This window comes from Bacillus sp. P4_D3, from assembly GCF_056401855.1.
In genome coordinates, this window is sequence record NZ_JBFUIN010000165.1 from 1 (window position 1) to 6,566 (window position 6,566).

Consider the following 6,566-nt stretch of genomic DNA (forward strand, 5'->3'; position numbering starts at 1 on the left):
ACATGTTAGCGACTCAATTAATCGTCCGCCGCCAACCCACTGGGCTACTGTTGCTGAGAACAAAAAGATTATAATACATAATGCAGAAAGAACAACTACCGCTTTATTATTGTATCTGCCCTTTAAATAATCAATAAGCGTAATTGCTTCCATCTTCCTAGCGATAATAGCAAACTTTTTACCGATAACCGTTAAAACGATATATCCTGTTACAACTTGAATCGCTGATAACAGCACCCATCCCAGACCCATATTGTAAGCAATACCAGGCCCGCCGATAAAGCTACTTGCACTACCGTACGTAGCAATCATCGTCATAGCTAATAATAAACCACCAAGTTCACGCCCACCAAGAAAATATTCTTGTAAAAATTTATTATTAGCGGTTGCTTGTACACGTCTTGATGCATATACACCAATTAAAAACACAACGATAAAAGAAATTATCATTGGGATTATTACATACCAATTCATCTATCATTCCTCACTTTTTTCTTCCTCATCGAGTGGAATATCTTGAAATAAAAAACGAACAACTAAAATAAGCAAAATAACCATTACGATAAATCCAACGATACAGCTATAAAAAAACCATGCTGGAAAACCTAATACATATGTATATTCACTCGGATCCTTACTTCCAAGCCCATAAGCAAATCCATACCATATTATAAAATTAATAATAGCTAATCCAAGACCAATTAACGCTTCTCTATGGGCAACTCGAAAGCGCGGATCATCATGATAATTCTTCATTTTCTCCCTCCTCTCACGATGTATAATTGTACCACTGTTTTTCTAGTTTTTCCTACTAGAAAACAAAAACGCGCAGGATTTTTTGTAATTATATAGAATACAATGTTTCATTACATATTTTTTACAATTGTAATGAAAATGAAATTTGAATTTTCAGCATTTATTATTTATGATTTTAAGTAGAGGCTTTTCATCTAGTTCCCACATCCTTGATTTCGGAATAAACGCCGTCTCGTACTGCGTTTAAATTATATTTTCAAGGGGGTTATACAATGAGTCAACTAGCTGTAAATCTTCATGAAAAGGTAGAGAAATTTCTTCAAGGCACAAAGAAATTATATGTAAACGGATCATTTGTCGAAAGCGCTTCCGGGAAAACGTTTAAAACTCCTAACCCAGCAACTGGTGAAACACTCGCTATCGTTGCTGAAGCTGGTCGCGAAGACATTCATAAAGCTGTCGTAGCTGCTCGAATGGCTTTCGATGAAGGTCCTTGGTCACGCATGAGCACTGCTGAACGAAGCCGTCTTATGTACAAGCTCGCTGATTTAATGGAAGAGCATAAAGAAGAGCTGGCACAGCTTGAAACTTTAGATAACGGAAAACCAATCCGCGAAACTTTAGCAGCAGACGTTCCTCTTGCAATTGAACATATGCGCTATTATGCTGGCTGGGCTACAAAAATCGTTGGACAAACAATCCCTGTTTCTGGTGAATATTTTAACTATACACGCCATGAAGCTGTTGGTGTTGTCGGTCAAATTATCCCATGGAACTTCCCACTTCTTATGGCAATGTGGAAAATGGGCGCAGCCCTTGCAACAGGATGTACAATCGTTTTAAAACCTGCAGAACAAACTCCACTATCCGCTCTATACTTAGCTGAATTAATTGAAGAAGCTGGATTCCCGAAAGGCGTTGTTAACATCGTTCCTGGATTCGGTGAAACAGCTGGACAAGCTCTCGTTAATCATCCACTCGTAGATAAAATTGCATTTACAGGCTCTACTCCAGTCGGCAAACAAATTATGAGACAAGCATCTGAATCGTTAAAACGCGTTACATTAGAGCTTGGTGGTAAGTCGCCAAACATTATTTTACCAGACGCTGACTTATCTCGAGCGATTCCTGCTGCCCTTTCTGGTGTTATGTTTAACCAAGGACAAGTGTGCTGCGCTGGGTCACGCTTATTTATTCCGAAGAAAATGTACGATAATGTCATGGCTGATCTCGTTCTATATTCAAAAAAATTAAATCAAGGTGCTGGTCTAAATCCAGAAACTACAATCGGACCTCTCGTTTCTGAAGAACAACAAAAACGTGTAATGGGTTATATTGAAAAAGGAATTGCAGAAGGTGCTGAAGTACTTTGCGGAGGAAACAAACCATTCGACCAAGGTTACTTCGTTTCTCCTACAGTATTCGCTGATGTAAATGATGAGATGACAATCGCTAAAGAAGAAATTTTCGGTCCAGTTATTTCTGCATTACCGTTTAACGATATTGATGAAGTAATTGATCGTGCGAATAAATCACAATTCGGCTTAGCGGCTGGTGTATGGACAGAAAACGTAAAAACTGCACATTATATTGCAAGCAAAGTACGTGCAGGTACAGTATGGGTAAACTGTTATAACGTCTTTGATGCAGCATCTCCATTTGGAGGATTTAAACAATCTGGCCTTGGCCGCGAAATGGGATCTTACGCGCTGAACAACTATACAGAAGTGAAGAGCGTTTGGATTAACTTAAATTAACGAGAAAGAACCTGACCTACTCGGTCAGGTTCTTTTCATTATGTATTCATTTACACTTGCAACCCACCGCTCACATTTAATACCTCTCCTGTAATGTAAGACGCATACTCTGATGCTAAAAAGGCAGCTGCGTTTGCAATATCTTCCGGTGTTCCGATTCTTCCAACTGGAATCGCTCCAACCATTTTCTCTTTTACTTTATCCGGTATTGTTTTTGTCATATCAGTATCCATAAATCCTGGACAAATCGCATTACACGTAATACCAAAACTTCCAACCTCTTTCGCTGCTGTTTTTGTTAAGCCTACTACCCCTGCTTTTGTAGCCGCATAATTCGCTTGTCCAATATTTCCTTCCCTACTAATAGAAGAAATATTAATAATCCGTCCATATTGTTGTTGCCTCATATAAAGRAGTGCTGGCTGCATACAATAAAAAACGCCAGTTAAGTTCACTTGTAATACTTGTTCCCAAGCAGACTTCTCCATCTTATGTAACATTGCATCTTTTGTAATCCCAGCGTTATTCACTAAAATATGTAATGTACCAAATTTTTGCACCGCATATTCAATTAACGACTTCGCTTCATTTTGATTACTCACATCACATCGATATAAGCTCACATCATACCCTTCATCTGATAATTCACGTGTCGTTTCTTGTAGCTTCTCTTCATTTACATCACTAATTAATACTTTAGCCCCTAGTTTTGCAAAAACTCGTGCGATTTCTTTTCCAATCCCCTGCGCAGCACCCGTTACAACAGCTGTTTTCCCATTCAACAAGTCCATCCCTATCCCCCATTTCTATTAGTTATATTGTATATTTCGGCTCTATGCTTTCCAAATCCTCTTTGTATAAAAAAGTCTATTTGTGTCAAACTAACTTTGCAACGTCGCATAAAGTGAAACTTTAATCAGCCCTCATCAATCGGGCATTTACGGGCAGTTAATCTCCCACCTAGCTTCTTTGTTCCATCTGAATTTTAAGGTGGGAGTTTTACTACCCGTTTATGCGGGATAAAACACAAGGAGATTGTGTCGAATGAAAAAAAAGAACGTAAATCGAAACAAAGCTGCCGATGGCATTGATGTTGAGTTCGCTCGCGAACTCGCTGACCACAATGACTTAGAAGCAAACGCACGTGCAAATGCCGCTGATGCRCGTCAAAAACGCCAATCAACAGAAAAATAAGGCACTACAACGTTCCTTATTCTTTTCAACAGGGACCTACTACCCATCAAAATAAACCGAGAGTATCTCTCGGTTTATTTTCTATATTTCTTTACGTAATGCGCTAAAGCAAGTAACGGATATATATGCCCATAACTATGGTAGCGAATATAAAAGCCACCCGGTAACCCTGTACCAGTAGGATATTTTTCATTCATAGTAGACTGCGCGAGCAAATATGAAATTCCTTTTCGAATAATCGGTGTTTCTTGATCGTAGTAAGAAATAAGTGCATCAAGTGCCCACGCTGTTTGTGACGGCGTGCTAAAGGGTAAAGAAATAATTTTTTTCTCTACACTACTTTGACAGGATTCTCCCCACCCTCCGTCTTCATGCTGCAAATGCTCGAGCCATGAAGCTGCTTTTTTCAACGATGGATGAGTAGAAGGCACTTCTACTGCACGTAAGCCTGTCATCGTTGCCCATGTCCCGTATATATAACATATCCCCCATTTTCCATACCATGATCCATTCTGTTCCTGTACATCCATTAACCATTTGATAGCTTTCTTTTTTTGCTCTTCAGGCAATTCATTCGGTGCATACGTTCCGAATAATTCTAACACCCTACCTGTAATATCTGGTGTGGACGGATCGGTTATCATATCACTCGCATTTTCAATCGGCAAATTCGATAGTAACTTGCTCGTTACCCCTCGTTCAAAAGCTCCCCAGCCTCCATCATTGTTTTGCAATCCTTTTACCCATTCCACGCCTCTTCCCCAAGCCTTATCTACTCTATCATTCCCTCTACTTCGCGCTAACGCTCTAAGGACAGCTGTAGTATCGTCTATATCAGGGATCGTCGTATTAACATCTGAAAATCCCCAACCGCCAGCTACAAGTGATGATGCATGTACGCTCCAATCTACCTTTTTAGTTTGTTGTTTTTGCAATAAATACTCTGTCGCCCTTTGAATCATCTTATTTTCATTTGTAACTTTAGCTTCTTGCAATGAATAGCTAAGTAAAGCGGTATCCCATACGGTAGAAGGAGAATTTTGCAAATGACTTCCTCTGTCCATCTTCCATATATAAGATTTTAATCCTGTCACAGCTTTCTCAATAATTGGAGACTGAATAGAGTGCCCTAATGCAAGCAAAGCATAAATCATATAAAACGTAGCACTCGCATAACTATACAAAGTTCCATTTTCATCTATACGCTCCTTCATAAAGCGCTCTACTTCTTCGTATCCTTTATGATGTAACGATAATGGATACGATATTACCTTTTTCACATCACCTAAAAACGATTGAAACAGCGGAGACCGCTCCTCTCGAAACCATTGCCCACCCCCGCCTGCAATATGATTTAAATTTKGCAATAACTTTTTCTCTACACGGAATCTCTTATTCATACAAATCATCATCGGAATTAAATGTATACGCGCTGAGCTGCTTAGCCCAAATATACTGAGGGGGGAGTCATCTTGTAAAAATAAGATTGGCGTTGGAAAGTGAAAAAGCGCAGGAAATTCATATTCTCCATGAATCGCTAATAAAAATTTCGTCATAAAATGAGCACGAGAAACTCCCCCGTGTTCCTTAATAAACATTTCAGCTCGCCTCATATTCATATCTTCTTTCGAATATTTTTCCGAAGCAAGTAAAGCAGCATATGCTTGAATCGTGGCGGATAAATTCCCTCCCCTTTCATCTTCATATAATTTCCAAGTCCCTTCATTTGTTTGAAGAGATGCTAACCTTTTCACAAACGGTTCTATTTCGTCATTTCGCCCTAATAATTTGAGTAAAAAAATCATATGACAATCCGTTAGTAAAGCTCCTTCAAAACAAAATGACCACGTTCCGTCTTGCCTTTGCATCGTTTGAAGTGCAGTCGTTCTCCGCTCTATCTCCTCACGCACTTTGTCATATAGTAGCACACCGCTCACCCACCCTTTCTAAGTCCGTATACGATATTCGAAAACTTAGCTAAATATGTATGAAAACAAAGAAAAGCAGAACGTGTATTACACACATTCTGCTTACAAACAATACCCAACCCCGACAACAATTCCTAATAGTGCACCAACAACAACTTGATAAGGTGTATGTCCAACGAGCTCATTTAACTTTTTATATTCTGTTTGTCTACCATGAAAAAAATCATTCAATATTTTCGCTTGCTTACTAACCGCAAGCCTTACTCCTGAAGCATCGTACATAACAATAATGGCAAAAATAGCGGCAACCGCAAATATTGGACTCTCCACACCTTCCACCACTCCGACACCTGTAGCAAGTGCAGTAACAGTCGACGCATGCGAACTTGGCATTCCACCTGAAGCAAAGAACTTAGCAAAATCAAACTCGCCTGTTTTTATTAATTTAAAAACGACTTTCGTTAACTGTGCTAAAAACCAAGAAATTATAGCTGCTATAAGTGGGTCATTATGTAAAATTGTTTCCATGTTTTTCAGCTCCTCACTGACTATAATGGAATTTCTATATAATATAAGTATAAAGAAAAATGCGTAGAAAATACTACGCATTATGATACTTTTGCTGATTTATTTTTAATAAATTTTGGTTGTTTCTGTAGTAGAAACTTTGTTTTCGCCATTGAAAAGACAAATAAAGCAATCCATATACAGAAAAACGCAATCATATGAGTAGATGTGAAATGTTCACCAAAAACGAACACACCTAAAATTAAACTAATAGTCGGCGCGATGTATTGTAAAAATCCTATCATATAGAGCGGAATAAGTTGTGCTCCTTTAGCAAAATAAAAGAGTGGTAACGCTGTAACAATACCCGCCCCTATTAAAAGAAACGTTGATATTGCCGAAATAGAACCGAACGAACCAAAGC

General features: G+C 38.7%; 7 protein-coding genes and 1 pseudogene. 2 read left to right on the forward strand and 6 right to left on the reverse strand.

The annotated features are described in order from the left end of the window. Together AC1DTM_RS15745 and AC1DTM_RS15750 are read right to left on the reverse strand one after the other, a co-directional pair. The coding region (locus AC1DTM_RS15745) for a sodium:solute symporter family transporter (protein WP_477000456.1) at positions 1–474 on the reverse strand (474 nt) is incomplete at its 3' end. A gap of 3 nt (positions 475–477) precedes the next feature. After that, a complete protein-coding gene (locus tag AC1DTM_RS15750) occupies positions 478–756 on the reverse strand; it encodes a YhdT family protein (RefSeq protein WP_016105808.1) in 279 nt (92 codons plus the stop codon). Positions 757–1,028: 272 nt separating this feature from the next. On the opposite strand from AC1DTM_RS15750, the gene dhaS reads away from it, so the two are divergent. Beyond that, the gene (gene dhaS, locus AC1DTM_RS15755) at positions 1,029–2,513 is read left to right on the forward strand and encodes an aldehyde dehydrogenase DhaS (RefSeq protein WP_002160956.1); all 1,485 of its coding nucleotides are present in this window, start codon (positions 1,029–1,031) and stop codon (positions 2,511–2,513) included. 50 nt (positions 2,514–2,563) lie between these two features. On the opposite strand, the gene fabG is transcribed toward dhaS, so the two are convergent. Then, positions 2,564–3,304, reverse strand: a complete 741-nt coding sequence (gene fabG, locus AC1DTM_RS15760) for a 3-oxoacyl-ACP reductase FabG (protein WP_002111090.1) — start codon at positions 3,302–3,304, stop codon at positions 2,564–2,566. Between the two features lie 253 nt (positions 3,305–3,557). On the opposite strand from fabG, the gene AC1DTM_RS15765 reads away from it, so the two are divergent. Continuing rightward, complete coding sequence (locus AC1DTM_RS15765) at positions 3,558–3,707, forward strand: YfhD family protein (protein ID WP_002066466.1); 150 nt, start codon at positions 3,558–3,560, stop codon at positions 3,705–3,707. Between the two features lie 74 nt (positions 3,708–3,781). On the opposite strand, the gene AC1DTM_RS15770 is transcribed toward AC1DTM_RS15765, so the two are convergent. From AC1DTM_RS15770 to AC1DTM_RS15780, 3 genes and pseudogenes are all read right to left on the reverse strand, one after another. Next, a complete protein-coding gene (locus AC1DTM_RS15770) occupies positions 3,782–5,635 on the reverse strand; it encodes a terpene cyclase/mutase family protein (protein ID WP_477000457.1) in 1,854 nt (617 codons plus the stop codon). Positions 5,636–5,737: 102 nt separating this feature from the next. Next, positions 5,738–6,163, reverse strand: coding sequence for a divergent PAP2 family protein (locus AC1DTM_RS15775; RefSeq protein ID WP_000447809.1), 426 nt, complete (start codon positions 6,161–6,163; stop codon positions 5,738–5,740). 80 nt (positions 6,164–6,243) lie between these two features. Then, positions 6,244–6,566, reverse strand: a pseudogene (locus AC1DTM_RS15780) (EamA family transporter RarD); the annotation flags it as partial.